The organism is Natrinema sp. LJW11 (assembly GCF_056135975.1).
Genome location: NZ_JBWBDM010000002.1, coordinates 440,320 through 457,189 on the forward strand (window position 1 = coordinate 440,320; position 16,870 = coordinate 457,189).

The 16,870-nt window shown below is 65.0% G+C and carries 16 protein-coding genes and 1 pseudogene; 7 read left to right on the forward strand and 10 right to left on the reverse strand.

Annotation, left to right across the window (positions count from 1 at the left end):
* Nucleotides 1-5: 5 nt before the first annotated feature.
* Nucleotides 6-1,634 (reverse strand): potassium channel family protein, encoded by a 1,629-nt coding sequence (locus AC0QDI_RS06815; protein WP_474667310.1) that lies wholly within the window; start codon nt 1,632-1,634, stop codon nt 6-8.
* 135 nt (nt 1,635-1,769) lie between these two features.
* Between AC0QDI_RS06815 and AC0QDI_RS06820 the strand changes: the two genes are divergently transcribed.
* Nucleotides 1,770-2,786 carry an aldo/keto reductase gene (locus AC0QDI_RS06820; RefSeq protein WP_474666525.1) on the forward strand — a complete coding sequence of 339 codons (1,017 nt, stop codon included), beginning with the start codon at nt 1,770-1,772 and terminating at the stop codon, nt 2,784-2,786.
* A 110-nt stretch (nt 2,787-2,896) separates the two neighbouring features.
* Complete coding sequence (locus AC0QDI_RS06825; protein ID WP_474666527.1) at nt 2,897-3,319, forward strand: sterol desaturase; 423 nt, start codon at nt 2,897-2,899, stop codon at nt 3,317-3,319.
* Nucleotides 3,320-3,379: 60 nt separating this feature from the next.
* Here the strand turns inward: AC0QDI_RS06825 and AC0QDI_RS06830 are convergent, their stop codons facing one another.
* A complete protein-coding gene (locus AC0QDI_RS06830) occupies nt 3,380-4,576 on the reverse strand; it encodes a M24 family metallopeptidase (RefSeq protein ID WP_474666529.1) in 1,197 nt (398 codons plus the stop codon).
* 95 nt (nt 4,577-4,671) lie between these two features.
* Between AC0QDI_RS06830 and AC0QDI_RS06835 the strand changes: the two genes are divergently transcribed.
* A complete protein-coding gene (locus AC0QDI_RS06835; RefSeq protein WP_474666531.1) occupies nt 4,672-5,820 on the forward strand; it encodes a LolA family protein in 1,149 nt (382 codons plus the stop codon).
* A gap of 114 nt (nt 5,821-5,934) precedes the next feature.
* On the opposite strand, the gene AC0QDI_RS06840 is transcribed toward AC0QDI_RS06835, so the two are convergent.
* From AC0QDI_RS06840 to AC0QDI_RS06850, 3 genes are all read right to left on the reverse strand, one after another.
* Nucleotides 5,935-6,216 (reverse strand): hypothetical protein, encoded by a 282-nt coding sequence (locus tag AC0QDI_RS06840; RefSeq protein WP_474666533.1) that lies wholly within the window; start codon nt 6,214-6,216, stop codon nt 5,935-5,937.
* Between the two features lie 61 nt (nt 6,217-6,277).
* Nucleotides 6,278-6,883, reverse strand: a complete 606-nt coding sequence (locus AC0QDI_RS06845) for an OsmC family protein (protein ID WP_474666535.1) — start codon at nt 6,881-6,883, stop codon at nt 6,278-6,280.
* A gap of 248 nt (nt 6,884-7,131) precedes the next feature.
* A complete protein-coding gene (locus AC0QDI_RS06850; protein WP_474666537.1) occupies nt 7,132-7,941 on the reverse strand; it encodes a helix-turn-helix transcriptional regulator in 810 nt (269 codons plus the stop codon).
* Nucleotides 7,942-8,158: 217 nt separating this feature from the next.
* Between AC0QDI_RS06850 and aroA the strand changes: the two genes are divergently transcribed.
* Complete coding sequence (gene aroA, locus AC0QDI_RS06855) at nt 8,159-9,457, forward strand: 3-phosphoshikimate 1-carboxyvinyltransferase (RefSeq protein WP_474666539.1); 1,299 nt, start codon at nt 8,159-8,161, stop codon at nt 9,455-9,457.
* A 95-nt stretch (nt 9,458-9,552) separates the two neighbouring features.
* A complete protein-coding gene (locus AC0QDI_RS06860; protein ID WP_474666541.1) occupies nt 9,553-10,695 on the forward strand; it encodes a thiolase family protein in 1,143 nt (380 codons plus the stop codon).
* 117 nt (nt 10,696-10,812) lie between these two features.
* On the opposite strand, the pseudogene AC0QDI_RS06865 reads toward AC0QDI_RS06860, so the two are convergent.
* The 3 genes and pseudogenes from AC0QDI_RS06865 to AC0QDI_RS06875 all read right to left on the reverse strand — a co-directional run bounded on the left by AC0QDI_RS06865 (nt 10,813) and on the right by AC0QDI_RS06875 (nt 13,115).
* Nucleotides 10,813-11,543 (reverse strand): annotated as a pseudogene (locus AC0QDI_RS06865) (DICT sensory domain-containing protein).
* Nucleotides 11,540-11,911 carry a DUF7344 domain-containing protein gene (locus tag AC0QDI_RS06870; protein WP_474666543.1) on the reverse strand — a complete coding sequence of 124 codons (372 nt, stop codon included), beginning with the start codon at nt 11,909-11,911 and terminating at the stop codon, nt 11,540-11,542. Before AC0QDI_RS06870 ends, AC0QDI_RS06865 begins: the two are co-directional and overlap by 4 nt.
* A 67-nt stretch (nt 11,912-11,978) precedes the next feature.
* Complete coding sequence (locus AC0QDI_RS06875; protein WP_474666545.1) at nt 11,979-13,115, reverse strand: hypothetical protein; 1,137 nt, start codon at nt 13,113-13,115, stop codon at nt 11,979-11,981.
* A gap of 179 nt (nt 13,116-13,294) precedes the next feature.
* Here AC0QDI_RS06875 and aroC point away from each other — a divergent pair, with 179 nt between their 5' ends.
* Nucleotides 13,295-14,545 (forward strand): chorismate synthase, encoded by a 1,251-nt coding sequence (aroC, locus tag AC0QDI_RS06880; RefSeq protein ID WP_474666547.1) that lies wholly within the window; start codon nt 13,295-13,297, stop codon nt 14,543-14,545.
* Nucleotides 14,546-14,649: 104 nt separating this feature from the next.
* Here the strand turns inward: aroC and AC0QDI_RS06885 are convergent, their stop codons facing one another.
* Both AC0QDI_RS06885 and AC0QDI_RS06890 read right to left on the reverse strand, forming a co-directional pair.
* Entirely contained in the window at nt 14,650-14,856 is a 207-nt protein-coding gene (locus AC0QDI_RS06885; RefSeq protein ID WP_474666549.1) for a hypothetical protein, read from the reverse strand.
* Nucleotides 14,857-15,025: 169 nt separating this feature from the next.
* Nucleotides 15,026-15,682 carry a lactate utilization protein gene (locus tag AC0QDI_RS06890; RefSeq protein ID WP_474666551.1) on the reverse strand — a complete coding sequence of 219 codons (657 nt, stop codon included), beginning with the start codon at nt 15,680-15,682 and terminating at the stop codon, nt 15,026-15,028.
* 215 nt (nt 15,683-15,897) lie between these two features.
* Here AC0QDI_RS06890 and AC0QDI_RS06895 point away from each other — a divergent pair, with 215 nt between their 5' ends.
* The gene (locus AC0QDI_RS06895; RefSeq protein WP_474666553.1) at nt 15,898-16,683 is read left to right on the forward strand and encodes a PHP domain-containing protein; all 786 of its coding nucleotides are present in this window, start codon (nt 15,898-15,900) and stop codon (nt 16,681-16,683) included.
* Nucleotides 16,684-16,870: the final 187 nt, after the last annotated feature.

A 16,870-nucleotide genomic window follows, 5' to 3' on the forward strand; every position in this document is an offset into this window, starting at 1 on the left:
GAGAATCAGCACGCGAGCGCGACGAACTGGTTGATCGCCTCGTCGCTCCCCGCGACGATCAGCATGTCGTCGGTCCGGACGACGAACTCCGGCCCGAGGTCGGTCAGTAATTCCCCGTTCCGTTCGACCGCGACGACGGTACACCCCGTCCGCGCTCGCAGGTCCACGTCGCCGAGACTTCGACCGACGATCCGCGGGGCAGTCGTTCTGACGAGTTCGAACTGCGTCTCCGGCGTGAGGATCTCTTCGTCCTCGATCAGGATAGAGGCGAGCATTCGGCCGGTCACCGTCGACAGCGACAGGACGTACTCGGCTCCCGCTCGGTAGAGCTTCGGAATGTTCTCGGTCTCGTTTGCACGTGCGATGATCTCGACGTTGGGAGCGACCTGTTTGAGGACCAGCGTCGCGTAGATCGTCGTCGCATCGTCGTCGAGGGTGAGAATGACGGACCGGGAGTCCTCGACGTTCGCGGCCTCGAGGACGGATTCGTCGGTGGCGTCGCCGACGATGTCAACCCCTGCCTGGTCCGCGATATCGACGACGCAGGTCGAAACGCCGCCGGACGCCAGGGTCTCGACCGCGGTTCGGCCGACGACGCCGTAGCCGCCGACGACCACGCGGTCCGTGTTGTGCCGCAGCGCCGACACCGTCCGCGATTTCAGCTCCGTGAGATCGTCGCGTCGCCCCGCGACGAGCAGGATCGTGTTGCCGTCGATCACGTTTTCGGGCCCCGGAACGGGGACGAACTCCCCGTTGAACCACGCGCCGATGACGGTGATCCCCATTCGGTCCCGGATACCCGACTCCGGGATCGTCTGGCCGACGAGGTCGCTGCGCTCCTGGACGAGGAGTTCGGTCACCGCGAGGTCCTCGCTGAGCTCGATCGTGTCCCGAAGCTCGGCCGAGACCGTCGTCGTCGCCTTCGTCGCCAGACTCTGTCCGAGCACCCGTCGCGGCCGGACGATTTCGTCGGCGCCGGCGTAGCGGTGATAGCTCGCGACGTCCTCGTCTTCGACCACGCTGACGATCCTGAGATCGCTCGAGAGCTCTCGAGCCGTGAGGATCACCATCGCGTTGGTTTCGTCGTCGATGTCGGTAACGAGGGCGTGAGCGTCCGCGGCGTTTGCCGCCTGCAGCGTTTCCTCCTGATCGAGTTCGCCGTAGATGGCGTTGGTGCCGTCGCCATTGAGTTCGACGACGAGTTCGGCGTCGTCGTCGATGAAGACGTAGGGGACGTTCGCCGCCTCGAGTTCCCCCGCGAGCACGTCCGAGCGCGGCGTGTACGAGCAGATAATGACGTGATCGGTGAGCTCTGTCGACTCCGGCGGCCGATCCTCGAGGGCCTGCTGGAACAGCGGGATCACGATCAGCGGCAGCGCGAGGAAGACGAGCAATACGCCCGTGAGGTTCATGACGACCACAAACAGGTTCATCTGGGGACTCTGCCAGTCGTCCGCGTCACCGCCGAAACCGGCCGTCGTCAGCGTCTCGATGACGGTCTGGATCGCATCGGCGTACGTCCTCGTTTCACCCTCGAACGTGGCCATTCCCAGTTGGTAGAGCCACGCATAGACGAGGACGAGAACGAGGACGGCGACCAGCGAGAGTACGATTCGCCGCCACCAGTGATTCATCATCGGGAGGTGACCGTCGAGTACTTTGTAGCTTCGGAAAGCACGCTTGGAACTGTCCTGCGGTGAGGGGACGACGGAGCTCGATCCCTCGCCGCTTCCCAACTCGTTTTGACCCTCGCTGCTGAACCGCTTCCCATGGAGTACACGACGCTCGGCGACACGGGCACGACGGTCTCGAAACTCTGCTTCGGTACCTGGCGCTTCGGAAAGGAGAGCAACGGCACCGTCGAAACCGACCGCGAGGAGGCCCACGAACTCCTCGATACCTGTTGGGACAACGGTATTAACTTCATCGACACCGCGAACGTCTACGGCGATCCGAACGGGAAAAGCGAGCGCTGGATCGGCGAGTGGCTAGAGGATCGGGACCACCACCGCGAGGACCTCGTCCTCGCCTCGAAGGTCTACTTCCCGTTCGACGGGCGCGGCGAGCCCGGTCCGAACGACTCCGGGCTGGGACGCAAGCACATCCGCGCCCAGATCGAGGGCACCTTAGAGCGGCTGGGCACCGACTACCTCGATCTGTACTACATTCACCGCTGGGACGAGAACACGCCGATCCGGGAGACGATGCGGACGCTCACGGAACTCGTCCGGGAGGGGAAAGTCCACTATCTGGGGGCCTCGAGCATGGCCGCCTGGAAGCTCACTAAAGCGCTGTGGGAAAGCGACGCGGAGGGCCTCGAGCGCTTCGACGTGACCCAACCGATGTTCAACGCCGCCGATACGGACGACGTGAGCGACTACCTCGACGTCTGTGCGGATCAGGACGTCGCGGTCTGTCCGTACTCGCCGCTGGCCGGCGGCTTCCTTACCGGGAAGTACGAGCGGGCCGAGGACGGCACCGTGATCGCGCCCGACGGCGCTCGCGGCAGCCTCACCGACCTCTTCGAGGACCGCTACACCAGCGAAACCGCCTGGGAAGTGCTCGAGGCCGTCGAGTCCGTCGCCGAGGAGGTCGACGCCACGCCGGCGCAGGTCTCGCTGCGCTGGCTGATGGAACAGGATCGCTTTACCTGCGTGCCGATCGTCGGCGCGCGGACGCCCGACCAGCTCGAGGAGAACGTCGGTGCGGTCGAACTCGAGTTGAGCGACGAGCAGTTCGGGCGGATCGACGACGCTCGGGGTCCGGACGACGGCGGTTACCGCTGAGTTCCTCGGTCGCCGTGATCCGACTCCCGGTACCCGAAGCGGGGCTCACGGCGAGCACCTATACTCATTATTCGATTACATTTATCCGTCGGTCGGACGTTTCCTCGGCTATGCAACGTGCCAGTCGCCACACCCTCATCGCCCTCATCCTCGGAGGCGGGATCGGGGCCGGTCTCTACTGGCTCGGCGGATACGCCAGTCTCGCGCTCGTAACCGGTCTGTGCTGGACCTGCGGGCTCACGCTCACCTTCCGCATCGGTCGCCTGTATCCGGCGTACGCCACGGGCGAAACGTGGGCCGATAAGCGGTGGACGGGGCTCGGCGTCGGGCTGGTCACCCTCGCTGCTCTCACGGGTGTGAGTCCGGCGCTCCCGATTTCGGAGGAACTACGGCTCGGACTCGGGGTCCTCGTCACGGGCGCCGGCGTAGTCGCGTACGCGGCAGGGACGATCGCCGTCCTGGAACGGGTCGAGGACGTATCGAACGTCGCTCCCTCGAACGCCGGCGCGTCGTATTCGGCGGACGGCGATTGACGCTGCGGTGTCCGAGGCGAAATTCCGATCCGAAACGGTATCTTCCGAACGCAGCGCGATCTATCGTCGCCCGTCGGCGGTCGGCTCGAGCCCGATCCGATACTCGGTGAGGTTCTCGTAGCCGTCCTCGGTGACGACGATCAGATCCTCGATGCGAACGCCGCCGACCGCGGGGTCGTAGATGCCCGGTTCGATCGAGATCACGTGGCCGGGCTCGAGCTCGCCGCCCGAGGGCGAGACGCTGGGCTCCTCGTGGATGTCGAGGCCGACGCCGTGACCGGTGCTGTGGATGAATCCCGTCTCCGCGTTCGGATCGCTGCGCAGCGTCTCGTAGCCCGCGTCCTCGATCACGTCGCAGGCCGCACCGTGCACGTCGGCACCCGTCACGCCGGCCGCGACGGACTCGAGCGCGGCCTCGTACGCCTCCCGCGTGACCTCGTAGCGCCGCCGGGCTTCCTCGCCGGGGTCGCCGCGGGCGAACGTCCGGGTCATATCGGCGAAGTAGCCAGTCTCCTTGTCGCGCGGGAAGATGTCGATCACGATCAGTTCGTGGGACTCGAGCGGCCCGCTTCCGCGGTCGTGGGGGTCCGCGCCGTCGGCCCCGCAGGCGACGATGGTCTCGTCGAGCGCGCAGCCGTGGCGGAGTAAGGTGATCTCGATCTCCTCCGTGACGCGCTCGCTGGTGAGCGCGTCGCCGTCGCGAACGAGGATGCCATCCTCGACCTCCGCGGTGGCGATCAGCTCCTCCGCCCTCGCCATCGCGGCCTCGTTCGCCCGCTGGCTCGCCCGGATCCGATCGACCTCCCACTCGGTCTTCGTCGCGCGGATCTCCGTCACGATCCCCTCCCGTTCGACCGTCACCGCGAAACCGTGCTTGCGGAGGCCGTCCGCGGTTCCCGTCGGGAAATTCTGGGGGACCGCGATCGAGGCGACGTCGTGGTCCTCGAGAAATGCCGCCAGCGTGCGGATCTTCCCCTCGTATCGGCCGTACTCGGCGACGAGTTGCTGGTAGTCGTACGCGGATCGACGAGCGACGGAGTCGACGCTCGCTTCCGCGCTCGCGCGACCGTACTCGAGGCCGGAGACGAGCAGATGGACCCCGTCGGAAGTCACGAGCGTCTGAAAGGGATCCGGTGCCGTAAAGCCCGAGACGTACCGCTGGTCGGAGTCCGAGGCGTCGTCATCGAGCAGATAGCCGTCCAACTCGTTGGCCTCGAGAACGTCCCGAAGCGGGGAGAGATCGACGTCGAGATTCATGAACGGACGTGTGACAGCGTCGTACATAATCCCGGGGATCCCGGCCATCGGTTCGAACCCACAAACTTATCACTAGTGATGGTAATTCCCCGCGTATGAACCGTCGTCGGCTCCTCGCAACGGGTGCCGCGGTCGCACTCGCCGGCTGTCTCAGCGACCCCGACGATGGGACGCCGACGGGCGAGGATCTCGTCAGAGACGCGATCGAGACGCGCCGCCACATGCGCTCCCTCGAGGCCCGGCGGACCGTGGCGGTCGACGCCCCGGACGAGAGCGTCGAACGGGCCGAGCGCATCGCTCGACGACCGCCGGCCGAACAGCGGATCGAAGTGCTCGAGTCGACCGATTCGGACGTCCCGGTCGGTTCGATCACCGTGACGAATCGGGCGACGACGTGGGAGTACAACCCGTCGACGGAAGTGGTGGACAAACAGTACCATCCGAACAAGGTCGACACCGACCGGACGCGCCTCGTTCTCGAGAATCTCCTCGAGGAGTACCGTCTCGGCTACGAGGGAACCGAGACCGTCGACGGCCGCACTGCACACGTCGTCGAGACGAAACCGCCGGTCGACGACGTCGGACCGAAGGTCGAACTCGTCGTCGGAGACACGACGTACGTCATGCCGGTGAACATCATCCGAGACCTCGAGAAGCTGGACGTCTCCCGAACCGTGTGGATCGACGACGAGTATCGGTATCCGATCAGGGAACGGAACACGATGAGCGAGGAGGGCGAAACGCGCCACGACCTGACCGTCACGTACGAGGACCTCTCGATCGACGCGGGGCTCCCATCGGGGACGTTCACGTACGAACCGCCGACGGGAGCGACCGTCGTTACTGACGGTCGCGAGCCCGAGGGCGTCTTCGAGCGTCGAGAGGCCGCCGAAGCGCACCTCCCGTACGGTCTTCCGGAGCCGGACGTGCCGGACGCGTACGCGCTCGACCGGATCACCGTCATCGATCGGGAAGACGAGTACGGTGGGACCACCGCGATGCTGTGGTACAACGATCCGAACGTGGTCGCACGCGAACTCTACGTGGCCGTCCGAGAGTTCCAGCGGTTCAGCCCGACGTCGTCGACGCTCGAGGAGGTCGAGGTCGACGGAACCACGGCCTACCGTCGCGACGGGCGGATTCAGAGCATGTTCTGGACGTGCGACGACCTGAGCTACGAGGTCTCGAGTCTCACCGACGACACGCCGCTGCTCGAAATCGCGGCCTCGATCGGCTGTGCGTGATTCGTTCGTCGACGGCTCTCTTCGACTACCGTTCAGGCAGGAACGCCCCGCTGATCGGTACGGATCGGGTAGATGCCGAAGGTTGTTCGCTGCCAGGTCGCGAGCCTTCTCGACCTACTCGTCGGTCATCTCGATACCCGTCACCGTGCCGGTCTCCGTGACGTGCACCCCGGCGACGAAGGCGACCATTCCCGACCCGCTACCGAGGTCGAGCACCGCCTCGCCCGGCTCGAGCTCGGCCAGGTCGAAGCGGTAGCAGACACCCGCGAACGAGTCGATCGCCGCGTCGGGAACGTACTCGAGATCGTCGGAGTCGTAGCCGAGACGGTCGACGAGGTCGCGGCCCGTCTCGAAGTGGAACGCCGCGTCAGCGGATTCGGCGACGTCCCGATACATCGACCAGACCTCACGTTCGAGTTTGTCCGTGTCGAGCGATTTACTCAGCGGTGGTCACCGGTTAGTCGTCGCCCACCACCTCGGTGGGCGCGTTGATGGTCATATCGACATCCTGAGCGAGAGAGACGAACGTGTAGACCGGTGCCCGCCGCGCCCATTCGTCGATCAGGTCCTGATCGAGACTTTCGCCGTCGATCTCGACCTCGGCAGAGAGGTTCTCGAAGACCGAGTCGGCCTCTTTGAGTTCCTCGAGACTGAAGAGAACTGCTGGATCGAAATCGGTCCGGACGCGCGTCTGGAGGTGGTCGATATCCACGCCGTTCGCGGCGGCGTTGATGGTGATGCCGACGTTGATACAGGCGGCCAGCGCCGACAGCGCCGCTTCTACCGGTTCGAGCCGATCGGTCCCACCGACCCACCCACCGGCGTCCAAGACTTCCTTCCAGGCACCGTAGGGAATCGTGTATTCGCGCGTTTCACGAGCGATCGTCTCACCCCCGAGCTCGTAGCTATCGACTTTCGCCAGGCTGTGCGCGGCCGTCCCCTCGTAGGTCGCAGACGCCTCGAGGCCGAACTGGACGGCTTCGGGGTTCTCCGCCGCGTGTGCGGCGAACCCCTCGAGTGTTTCGAGGTCGATACCGTGCGATAGTTGTCGTTCGTCAGTCATCGTTTGTGTTTCCTCCGGTTAGAGCGTTTTTTGTGTCTCCAACCGGCGAGAGTGATTACGAACCCTTGCGTATAGTAGCTATTTCGTGAAAAATAGTCGATTCCTGCCGTTCACGCACCCACTGGAAAAGAACCACCGACTGCGATCCGGCGCGCGTCGAGTCCGATCACAGTAAAGTAGCAGCTACGCCTCACACTCCTGCGAAAAGTGCGTGGAACGTAATCGGTCGGATTGCGTCGCTGGAACCCTTACCCGACAGTCGTTTGCGGTTCGACGGGGCGTGCACCGGACCTGTAGGTTTCGTAGACGGACACCGCCCACTCGCGGACCGCCGGCGCGTCAGTGTCGATCAGTGCGTGTACCGCTCCGCTATCCTGCTCGTAGCAACCGATCGTAACGCGTTCGTCGAGCAGACCGATTCCGTTTGGAGGGAGGTCGTCGTGCTCTAGAACCGTGAAATTGTCCCGTCGCATCATCTCCGAACTGCGATCCGGGTACGTCGAAATAAAGTACGCGTGACACTCGGGACGGTCGATCAACGTCACGTCTACGCCCTCGTCGATCAGTCGGTAGAGCACGTCGAAACACGGATCCATCAGCGCGACTTCCGGGCGAAGAGACCGTACGGTGGTCGTCTCCCGGAGAAGCGACTCGAATCGTCCTACCGGCCGATACGGAGCGTCGGGTTCGGCGACCGTTACGGTCAGTTCCGACCACGTCTCGAACGGAAACTCGCCGATCGCGTCGGGGAGCCAGTGCCAGACGTGACGTAACGTTCGCTCGGTTTCGACCCGTTCGATCAAGTCCTCCATCCCGGACGCGATAGCTTCTCCCAGCCGTGTCGCGACGTACTGGTACCCGTCTTTGCGGATCCAGAGCCGGTCGTCGAATTCGTCCAGCGTCCGGCGCATCGTGGACGACGAAACCCCGGTCAACTCGCAGAGTTCGGAGCGGCTCCGGGGGCGCTCCGTCAGTGCGACGAGCGTCGGGACGCGATGTTCGGACCGCGCGAGATACGCTATGTCGACGACCGGCGAGTCTCCAGTATAGTGTTTCAAGTTAACATCCCCCAATGAAGTGGGTACGCGAAGGAACGTGAAAACGATTGGGTGCTCTCACACGAGGATCGATAGTCGGTTCGCCGAGGCGTCTGCCGAATTCTGATAAACGCGGTGCAGTCACGGAAACGCGCCATCACTCGCTCGTCGATATGTCTCTCGGGCCGAGACTAACGGGATCGGTATCGGTAAGGCGGGGCCACCCCACAGAGCGACCATGAACGTCACTATCAGGCCCTCGAGCGTCGAGGGGACGGTACAGGCACCGCCCTCGAAGAGCTATACGCACCGGGCGATCCTCGCGGCGGGCTACGCCGACGAGGCGACCGTCCGCGACGCGCTCTGGAGCGCGGACACGCAGGCGACCGCCCGCGCGGTCGAACGCTTCGGCGGCGACGTCGACCGGCGCGAGGACGGAAACCTCGAGATCGACGGCTTCGACGGCCGGCCCACCGTCCCGTCGGACGTCATCGACTGCGCGAATAGCGGCACCACGATGCGCCTCGTTACCGCCGCGGCCGCACTCGCGGATGGCACCTCGGTGCTGACCGGCGACGAGTCCTTGCGCTCGCGTCCCCAGGGACCGCTGCTCGAAGCTCTTACCGGTCTCGGCGTCCGAGCCGACAGCACCCGCGGAAACGGCCAGGCGCCCCTGGTCGTCACCGGCCCCCTCGCGGGCGGCGAGGTGTCGATCCCCGGCGACGTCTCCTCCCAGTACATCACCGCCCTGCTCATGGCCGGTGCGGTCACCGACGAGGGAATCGCGATCGAGCTCGAGACGGAACTCAAGTCCGCGCCGTACGTCGACATCACGCTCGAGGTGCTCGACGACTTCGGCGTCGAGGCGCGGAAGACGGACGCCGGGTTCGCGGTCGACGGCGGGCAATCCTACGCGCCCGCGGGCGGCGAGTATGCGGTCCCCGGCGACTTCTCGTCGATCTCGTATCCGCTGGCGGCGGGTGCGATCGCCGGCAACGAGGGCGAAGGCGTCCGCATCGAGGGGGCACATCCGAGCGCGCAGGGCGATACCGCGATCGTCGAGATCGTCGAGCGGATGGGTGCCGACGTCGACTGGGATCGGGACGCGGGGACGATCGACGTCGCCGAGGCCCCGCTCACCGGGATCGAGGTCGAGGTCGAAAACACGCCCGACCTCCTCCCGACGATCGCGACCCTCGGTGCGGTCGCGGAGGGCGATACCCACATCGCGAACGCGGAACACGTTCGGTACAAGGAGACCGACCGCGTGAGTGCGATGGCCGAAGAGCTGGGCAAGATGGGCGTCGAAACGACCGAGGAACGGGACTCGCTGACGGTCCACGGCGGCGACTCGAGCCTCTCGGGAGCGACCGTCTCCGGGCGCGACGATCACCGGATCATCATGGCGCTCGCGCTCGCGGGGCTGGTCGCCGACGGCGAGACCACCATCGAGGGAGCCGACCACGTCGCCGTCTCGTTCCCGGGTTTCTTCGGGATGCTCGAGGAGTTAGGGGCCGGACTCGAGCGACTGGAGTAGGCTATCGGGAGCGCTGCCGACCGCCCCTCGCCGATCGCGCCGGTCGCGTTCCGACAGAGATAGCTATTTATGCCCTCGAAAAATGATGATATACAATGGCAAGCAGTACGCCGGTAATCGTTAGCGCTGTTAGGACGGCTCAAGGAAGAGAAGACGGTGCGCTCGCGGACATTCGGAGCGAGGATCTCTCGATTCCGCTAGTCGACGAGATGCTCGCCGAGACGGGCGTCGACGGCGAGGACGTCGACGACCTGATGTGGGGCTGCGCCCAGCAGCGAGCGGAACAGCGAACGAACATCGCGCGACAGATCGCGCTCTTCTCGGAACTCGGCGAAGGGGTTCCGGCGACGACAGTCGACCGGCAGTGTGCCTCCTCGGCGCAGGCGATTATCAGCGCCGCGGACTCGATCGCCGCGGGCCGCCACAATGCGGTTATCGCCGGCGGCGTCGAGAGCATGAGCCGCGTCAAGATGGGAGCCGCCGACAGCGGCGAGATGTATCCCGGACTCGACGAGGAGTACGGCATGCGCAACCTCCAGATGGGGATGACGGCCGAGAAGGTCGCCGAGCAACACGACATCTCCCGGGCGGAACAGGACGAGTACGGGGCGCGGAGCCAGCAGCGCGCGGTCGAAGCCACCGAGGAAGGAAAGTTCGACGACGAGATCGTCCCCATCGAGACCGACGAGGGTGTCCACGACGAGGACGAGGGCCTGCGCCCCGGCACCACGGCCGAGAAACTCGCCGAACTCCCCACCGTATTCAAGGAAGACGGCACCGTCACGCCGGGCAACGCCTCTCAGATCGCCGACGGCGCGGCCGGTGTCCTGCTGACCAGCCGGGACTTCGCCGACGAGAACGACCTCGAGGTCCTCGCCGAAGTCGGGACCAGCTACGTCGCGGGCGTCGACCCGACCGTCATGGGAGTCGGCCCGGTCCCCGCCACCGAGGGCCTGCTCGAGCGAGCGGGCCGCGAGATGGATGACTACGGACTCGTCGAGATCAACGAAGCGTTCGCCAGTCAGACGCTGTACTCCCAGCGCGAACTCGGGATTCCGGACGATCAGCTCAACGTCAACGGCGGCGCGATCTCGATCGGGCACCCGCTGGGATGTTCGGGCGCGCGCCTGCCGGTGACGCTCGTCCACGAGATGAACCGCCGCGGAGTCGACCGCGGGATCGCGACCGAGTGCGTCGGCTTCGGACAGGGAGCGGCCATCGAGTTCGAACTGCCCTGAGACGCGTCGGCTGCGTTTTTAGCTCGCTTCGCGAAAGTGCGGGACCGCTGGTCCCGCATACCGTGCGAACGGCACTTCGTGCCGTGAGCAGACGAAGTGAGCGACGGTCAGCGGGAGCTATGAGAGGTCGTACGTCGTCTCGAGGTGCGTAACGAGCTCGTCGACTATCGATGGGGCGTACGTCCAGAAGCCGTAGAACTCGCCGTCTCGGCGTTCTTCGGCGAGTAACGCACAGGCCTCCATCTCGTTGTCACCGCCATCGAACGCCACGAACCAGAACTCGCCGAGCTCGCTGCCCGATTCGGAAACGACCGTCACGCCGTCGGGTGGCGCTTCGTCCCACGCGTCGTCGAGGAACACCGCCACCGCGAGCGAGCCGTGGCTCCCCAACCGTTCGTAGACCGCAGTCTGTGCGGCGAGTGCCGCCGCTCGCTGGAACCCCGCGTACAGCCGGCCGGACCCGACGCGCCACGCCCGTTCTTCGATCTCGCGGGCCGTGGCCACCATCTGCCGGCGGTCGTAGGCGGTGAACAGCGTGTTCTCGAGGAAGTCGAACAGGACCGATCGGTCGGATCGGCGTCGGCGAGTTCCCAGGGCGGATGGGTTTCCGGCGAGAGGATCGCGCGAAACTGGTCGATCCCCAGCGCGCCGCGGAACTCGCCGTCGGCGCTCCGAACGATCACGAATCCCGGATCGTCGAGCGAGCCGACGGATCGATGGACCACGTCGACGTTCCGCGTCTCGAACTGGCGTTCCAGTTCCGCGCCGATCGCGTCGTCGTCCGTGTGGATCTCGAGCGTTTTCCGCCGTCGTTCGACCCGTTCGATGAGGGTTCCGAGCGAGTTCATGGCGGTGAATCGGTTACTCCCATAGCGTCGGTGACTGTGGTCGGGATGGTCGCGTCGGTGACGGCGTTCGTCTCGGAGTCGAACGCGATGAACCCCAGCGCGTCGATCCGGGGAAGTATCGCGTGATACAGCCGAACCCGGATCGGATTCCGGTCGGCCGGCGTCGCGATCGTCCCCCTGACGCTGGCGTCTTTGGCCGCGAGGACGTCCGCGAGTTCCTCGACCGTCGGCGTCGGATTTTCGTGCAGATAGACGAGCGCGTAACGGGCGTGACGATCCGCGAGCAGTCGGAATACGTCGTCGACCGGAAGCTCAGCAGCCGCTGCGTCGAGGGTGAACGGATCGGGTTCGAACTCGCGGTCGCCCATTCAGTGATCGTACGCCGTCAGTACTGAAATAGCTGTACACGGTGATGGGACGCTCGAGCGCGTTCGATTACGGCCAGTCGACCGTTTCGCCGGAGCCGGCGGCGATAGAGACGGTGGCGCTGTCGACGGGGATACCGCTCCGATTGTAGACGGAGACGGTGACGTCGTACGCGTCCCCGTTGACGCCGCCGCGTCGGTTGTCCGCCGAGGGATAGACGACCGTCCCGGTCGGCGCCCCATCGTTCGTTTTCGTGGCATCGGACCAGTCGTGTTCGGTGTTGTCGAAAACGACCCTGACCTCCTCGAAGTCCGCGCCCGGATCGACTTCGTAGTCGACGGTGAACCGATTGTTCGTATGCAAGACGTCGTTCGTGACGGAGAACCCGACGAGCGTCGGATCGCCTTCGTCAGCCAGATCGTCGCCCGGCGGATTCGAACCGTCTGCGGTCGTCGTGACCACCCTGGAGAGATCGGTGACCTCGCCGGAGCCGTCGTACACGCGAAACCGGAACTCGTAGGTATCGCCGGCGGCGCCGCCGTCGGTGCCTCCTCCTGGCGGATACGGGACGGTCTGCTCCGGAGCACTCTCGGTGTACGTCGTCGTCCCGATGTGACCGGCATCGAGGTTCTCGACCTCGAGTTCCACCCGGTCGAAGTTCGGGAGTCGACTTACGCGATAGGAGATCGTAAACGCGGCGTTGTTGTTCCGCGAATCGTCGCGAATCTGCTGTTTGAACGCCGGGCCGGAGGAGACCGTAACGCGGCGTTCCAGCGACACGCTCAGCGTCTCGTTCGATGCGACGACGTCGAACGCCAGCGCGTCGCTCCCGGTCGGGCTGTCGGAATCGACGGAGACGAGGACGGACCGAGTCGCCCCGCTCTCGATCGAGGGGGCGGACGTCGAGAGCGTCCCCTGACCGGGGTCCGAGAGCGCGAGCGAGACGTCGAGGGTGTCGCTCGTGTTATTCGTCAGAGCGACCAGATTCTGGTCGGCCGTCCCGGCCCGTACCGACGAAGCGACGTCGAGTCCGAGCAACGCGTTGCCGTCCTCGGTCGCGTTCACGGAGACCGCCCGGTTCGCGCCGAACTGCGAGAACGCCCCCGTCCCACCGAGAAGCAAGGCTCCGCCGCCGACGAGCGATCCGTTCGCGAGAAACCGGCGTCTCGTACTCCCCCCTCGAGATCGCCGACGGCGTCGTCCCATTTAATTACCAATTCTATTATATGAATCCGGTCGTGATGAGTGTGTCGGTAGCGCGAAACTAAAGCGACGCGACGGAACGATCCGCCGTCGACGCGATCCGAGCGTTCGACGGGGGCCGATCTCGGACGCCCTGCGTGAATCCTGCACCGCTAAGTGGCCCCGCCACCGAGGACGTGGTAATGAACGGCAACCGCTTCGGTCGCCTCTTTCAGGTGACCACGTTCGGCGAGAGTCACGGAGAGGCGATGGGCTGTACGGTTTCGGGCTGTCCCGCCGGCCTCGAGCTGTCGGCGGACGACATCCAGGGGGACCTCGACCGTCGAAAGCCGGGGCAATCGATGATCACGACGAGTCGCGGCGAACCCGACGCGGTCTCGATCAAGTCCGGGATTCAGGACGGCTACACGACCGGGACGCCGATCGGGCTGGTCATCCAGAACAAGGACGCCCGATCGGGCAAGTACGAACCCTTCATCACCGCACCCCGACCCTCTCACGGCGACTTCACCTACTCGGCGAAGTTCGGGACGCGAAACTGGGGCGGCGGCGGCCGCTCGTCGGCCCGCGAGACGGTCAACTGGGTCGCCGCGGGCGCGATCGCGAAGAAGCTGCTCGCCCGGGAAGGGATCGAACTCAAGGCCCACGTCAACCAGATCGGTGACATCGAGGCCCCCGAGGTGGACTTCGAGGAGATCGTGGAGCACTCGGAGGAAAACGACGTCCGCTGTGCCCACCCCGAGACCGCCGAGCGGATGCAAGAGCGGATCGCGGAGTACCAGGAGGAAGGCGACTCCATCGGCGGCAGCATCTACTTCGAGGCGCAGGGCGTTCCGGTCGGCCTCGGTGCACCTCGCTTCGACTCGCTGTCCGCGCGACTGGGACAGGCGATGATGGCGGTGCCCGCCACGACGGCCTTCGAGTTCGGCCTCGGGCGCGAGGCCCGCGAGTGGACCGGCAAGGAGCGCAACGACGACTGGGAGTTCGACGACAGCGAGGCGCATCGCGCCTCGGACGAGAGTAGCGCGGAGCAAAGCTCCGCGGACAGTCAAGCGGCGAAGCCGCGAGACGACGGCGATGAGCCGCGAACGTGGGGGAACCCGACTCCGGTCGAGAACGATCACGGCGGGATTCAGGGCGGGATCTCGAGCGGCGAACCGATCTACGGCGAAGTGACGCTCCACGCGCCCACCTCGATTCCCAAGTCCCAGCAGACCGCCGACTGGGAGACGGGCGAGATCAAAGAGGAGAAGGTCATCGGCCGCCACGACCCCGTCCTCCCGCCCCGCGGCGTCCCCGTCGTGGAGGCGATGCTCGCGCTGACGCTGGTCGACTTCATGCTCCTCGGCGGCCGCATCAATCCCGACCGCGTCGACGACCAGCCCGGCGAGTACGACACGGAGTACCATCCGAGCAATCCGAACAACGAGTAGCTCGCCGGTCCGAAGGAACGCCTTCGATTCGATGCAGACGTCTCCTGTACACCGAGTTGCGAGCGGAGGGGAGCGAACTGAGAGACGCTCCCTACTCCGAGCTGTCAGATGGACGATTCGGGCGAAGACGAGTCCTCTTCACAGTAGTAGATCCAGAACGTGTGTGCAGCTGAACATTCCATCTTCGTGTGCTCTCCGAACGCCGCTCGATACGGACTGATTTTCAGTTCTACGTTCGCGTCCGGGACCGGTACGGTACTCGGCTCACCGCATTTTGGACACGCGACTTCCCGTGTTTTTGGTACTTGCATCTGCGCTGATCGAGCATAATAGGTCACGAACAATCATGAACTTATCTGCGCCCGGTTGATAGATTCGCCATCGCGACAGTCTCCGCACTGATCATCGAGACTCGAGAGAGCGTGTCGCGTCAGGTGGCGTTACTGCACTACAGAGGGTCTGCCGACGCGATTGGATCCGTTAGTATCCCAGCTGCTCGCGGACGAGCACGACGGTCGTGCGCCCCTCCTCGAGTTCCCGTCGGAAGATGAGTTCCTTGGCGATGGCCGAATCGACGCCGTAGGCCTCCTTCGCTCGTTCGTTCTCGAGGGGGTAGGCCACCGACTCGAGGCGATCGAGCGCGTCGTCGAGCGTCGGGACGATCTTGTTGACGCCGCTGACGATGACGACGTTGGCCGCGGCGAAGGGGTACGCGCCGATCCGACTGCCCGAGCGGTCGGCCGCGACGAGTTCGCCGGTCTGAGAGATCGCGTTGATCCCGCCGAGGAAGTAGTCCGCGGTCTGGGAGTCGCGACGGGCGGCCTGTCGTTCCGCGTCGTCGTCGATACTCCAGATTTTCTCCGCCAGGTTCTCCCACTCGTGGTCGCCCTCGGAGAGGTAGTCGGCGAAGCCGATCTCCTCGAGGGTCGTCGAGTGACCGTTCATCACCGACGCGTCGGCGGGGATCCGCGACTGAATCGTTTCGAGGGCGTCCTCGGCCGAGTCGGCGACGACGACCTCGAAGCCGTTGGCCTCGAGGTTTTCCGCGGCCGTCTCGACGGCCTCCTCGGTCGGTAGTTCGTCGAGCGTTGCGTCGATCTCGGCGTCGTCTGCGTAATCCGATTTCTGCTGTGACATCTAATGGTTCCGTACGTTCCTCTGGGGCCGAGATCGACTTAAGCGCTCGCGGATACCGGTGTTAGCTGATTACGCCGGTGTTACCCCGCCCGCTTTGCGAACCGATCGCGTCGTCGGCTGCGACCGAGCGGCCTCTTCACACCGCCGGCGGCTCCCCGCTCCGACACTCGCTCCTCGAGCGTAACACCTAACCCGCAGTCCGTGGTCAACGACGTATGCGGGATTTTCACGTCCACTCGAACTACTCTGACGGCGACTTCCTCAGGAGAATGGTCCGCGCCGCCGAGTCGGCCGGCCTCGAGGGCGTCGGCTTCGCCGACCACTGTAACGTGGCCTCGCGCGAGCGCCACGCGTCGATGCGGAACGTCTACGGGTTCAATCTCGATCTAACCTACGAGCGCCGACGGCGGGGAATCGACCGCCTGCGTGACGACTTCGCGCTCGAGATCTACGACGCCGTCGAGATGGACTACGACCCGCGTGACGAGGACGCGATCGACGCGTTCCTCTCGGAGGCGAGTTTCGACTACGCGATCGGAAGCGTCCACGACGTCGACGGAAACAACGTGCAGGTCCCGTCCCACTTCGCCGAGATGAGCGACGCCGAGCGCAACGCGGTCGTCGACGAGTACTTCGAGACCCTGATCGCGCTCGTCGAGTCGGAACTGTTCGATATCGCGGCTCACGTTGATCTACTCGAGCGCACGCCGCCGTTGCGAGGCCGGGCGACGACCGACCAGTATCGGCGGGTGGCGCAAGCGTTCGCCGACTCGCGGACCGTCCCGGAGATCAACGCCGGGCGAGCGCTCACCGACGCCGAGATCGTCCACCCCGCCGAGCCGTTCCTGGCGGTGCTTCGCGATCACGACGTGGCCGTCACCCTCGGTACCGACTCCCACCACCCGACCGAAATACCCGAGCGCGCGGACTTCCTCGCCGGGTTCGTCGACGAGATTGGCCTCGAGCCGGTCGTCCCCGACGGGATCGCGTCGACGTCGTAGAAACTCGTAGGAACGTGCGCAGAATTCAATAGCGGGAAACGCGGTGAGTGTTCCATGAACGAATGTGAGCAATCGTGGCCGGAATGCGCGACAAAAGTAATGGTCTTTCACACATATTCTTCAATGGATGTCCATTCTTCACGAAAGTTCCTTGGTAATCTATAGCAAAGTCTTTAGGTTCGGTAGT